General features: G+C 35.3%; 1 protein-coding gene. It reads left to right on the top strand.

The window, feature by feature from the left end:
* The coding region (locus tag ADH54_RS01480; RefSeq protein ID WP_049523675.1) for a pneumococcal-type histidine triad protein at positions 1-1,855 on the top strand (1,855 nt) is incomplete at its 5' end.
* Between the last annotated feature and the right edge of the window lie 222 nt (positions 1,856-2,077).

Below are 2,077 nucleotides of genomic sequence, written 5' to 3'. Positions count from 1 at the left end.
GCACGGCAATCATTTCCACTATATACCTAAGAGTGATTTGTCAGCAGGAGAATTGGCTGCTGCTCAAGCTTATTGGAATGGTAAACAGGGAGCACATTCTTCTACAAGTTCAAGTAAACCAAACATCAATACTGCAAATCCAGCCCAACCAAGTTTGACAGAGACACCTAATCTGACTGTTACTCCAACTTATCATCAAAATCAAGGGGAAGATATCCCAACACTTTTAAGTGAATTGTATGCCAAACCTTTGTCAGAACGCCATGTAGAATCTGATGGCTTAGTCTTTGATCCGGCACAAATCATCAAACGTACTGCAAATGGTGTCGCAGTGCCTCATGGAGATCATTATCACTTTATCCCTTATTCACAAATGTCTGATTTAGAGCAGAAGATTGCTAGAATTATTCCGTTAAAAGGACAAAATGGATTAAATCAAATTGGTACAGACATTAAACCTTTAGTATCAAAAGAAGTAGTTCATAAGTTCTTAGGACAACCAATCAAAGCTTATGGAAAAGGTTTAGATGGTAAACCTTATGATACGAGTGATGGATACATATTTACCAAAGATTCCATCGATTCTGTTGATAAATCAGGTGTTATTGCCAAACACGGAGATCATTTCCATTATATGGGATACGGTGAATTAGAACAATTCGAATTGGATGAAGTTGCCAAATGGATTCAAGAGACTGGTAAAAATCCAGATGACATCGTTTCTTCAGTTCACTCAGATGAGAAAGAAAAACCAAAGTTTGATTATAAAAAAGTAACTAATAAAGTTTCTAGAAATAGTAAAATTGGTTATATAATCAATGAAGGTGGCAAAGATTATTTTTATTCACGTGAGGAACTAGATCTTACTCAAATAGCTTTTTCTGAGCAGGAACTAATGCTTAAAGATAAAGATAATTATCGTTATGATATTGTAGAAACAGAAATTAAACCAAGATTAGCTGTAGATGTATCTAGCTTGCCTATGCATGCAGCCAATACTACGTATGATACTGGAACTTCCTTCATTATTCCGCATATCGACCACATTCACGTCGTACCTTATTCTTGGTTAAATAGTGAGCAAATAGCAACTATAAAATATGTAATGCAACATCCTGATGTGCGTCCTGAAGTTTGGTCAAAACCAGGTCATGATGATGCTGGATCTGTTATTGCTAATGTAACTCCTCTTGAAAAACGTGCTGGAATGCAAAACTGGCAAATTATCCATTCTGCGGAAGAAGTACAGAAAGCACTTAAAGAAGGCAAGTTTGCAACTCCTGATGGATATATTTTTGATCCTCAGGATGTATTGGCAAAGGGAACTTATATTTGGGCAGATAAATCTTTCAGTATTCCAAAAGCTAGCGGTGGTTCATTGAGAAGTATCACTCAATCTGACTTATCAGAGAAAGAGTGGAAACAAGCTCAAGAGTTGATAGCTAAAAGAAGTGAAGAAAAAGAAACAACAAATGATTCTTCTAATTCACATCTAGTTTCTTCAGATAAGAAATCGGAAACAAAGAAAGATGCAACGGATTCAAACAAAGTTGATGAACAATCAAAGGATAATAAATCTCAAAATGAGGCAGATGCGACTAGCAGCAATCCTTCAGTCGAAAAAGTTGGTGAAGAAGAAAAATCACATACAGAAAATAAAGAAGATGATTATGATGAGATACCAGATTATGGATTAGATAAGGATACTTTAAAAAATCATATAAACCAAATAGCACAAATTGCTCAAATTGATTCTAAATATCTTATTTTTTCATCAGAAGGAGTTCAGTTTTATAATAAGAATGGGGATTTAGTAACCTATGACATTAAAACTCTTAAGCAAATAAAACCTTAGAATATGTTGACTGATGATCATCTAGCTGAAAGGATATTGTTCTATTATTGGATAGAATAATGTCCTTTTTATTATGTGACTATTAGTCCGTCTCGCTCCGCTAGGTGCGAGACAAAAAAACCACCCGCTATGCGGATGCGCGTCGAAGGTTATATCAAGAAAAACTCCAAACGCGATACAATAAAGGTGTTCAAGCCAATTGTAAAGCGAAAGGAGAAAAAT

The organism is Streptococcus pseudopneumoniae, from assembly GCF_001072315.1.
In the GTDB taxonomy this organism is placed as follows: domain Bacteria; phylum Bacillota; class Bacilli; order Lactobacillales; family Streptococcaceae; genus Streptococcus; species Streptococcus pseudopneumoniae_R.
The sequence above is the reverse complement of the archived record's forward strand: the minus strand, read 5'-3'. Positions and strand labels throughout refer to the sequence as shown.